The 666-nt window shown below is 67.7% G+C and carries 1 protein-coding gene; it reads left to right on the top strand.

What is annotated here, in order from left to right:
• Window positions 1-609, top strand: a 609-nt coding sequence (locus AC1DWF_RS35195; RefSeq protein WP_476843100.1) for an LpxI family protein, incomplete at its 5' end; no start/stop codon positions are given.
• Between the last annotated feature and the right edge of the window lie 57 nt (window positions 610-666).

The following is a 666-nucleotide window of genomic DNA, read 5'->3' as shown; positions in this document are numbered from 1 at the left end:
GTGAAGCGGCCTTCGATGCTCTCGCTCCTGCCCGATGTCTGGATGGCGAAGGCCATGGCGCGCGTCGGCGTCGCGATCCTCTCGGGCGATGACGCGCTGTTCAAGGCGGTGGTGCAGGTGCTCGGCGAGGAGGGTTTCGAAGTCATCTCGCCGCAATCCCTCATCGAGGACAGCACGGCGGCCGAGGCTGGACTCCTGTTGGGCGCTGAGCCGGATGCGATGGCGCGGGCGGACATTGCCCGCGGCATCGAGACCCTGCGTTGCCTCGCTCCTGTCGATGTCGGGCAGGCCGTTGTGGTGCAGCAGGGCATGGTGCTCGGGATCGAGGCGGTGGAAGGCACGGATGCGCTGATCGCCCGCGCTGGTGAGCTACGCCGCGACGGTCCTGGTGGCGTGCTGGTCAAGCTCTCGAAGACGGGGCAGGAAATGCGGATCGACGCACCTGTGGTCGGGCCCATGACGGTGGCCGGGGCTAGGTCCGCGGGGTTGCGCGGCATTGCCATCGAGGCCGGCCGTACCATACTCGCGGAGCGGACGGCCACGCTGGAGGCGGCCAAGGCGGCCGGGCTCTTCGTCCTGGCCGTCGATCCAGAACGCTTCACCGCCTGACGCCATCACATCAAAAGGAGACCCGAGAATGAGCGAGAGCTTCCGCTACCTGCACAC

This window comes from Aminobacter sp. P4_D5 (genome assembly GCF_056401815.1).
The sequence above is the reverse complement of the archived record's forward strand: the minus strand, read 5'-3'. Positions and strand labels throughout refer to the sequence as shown.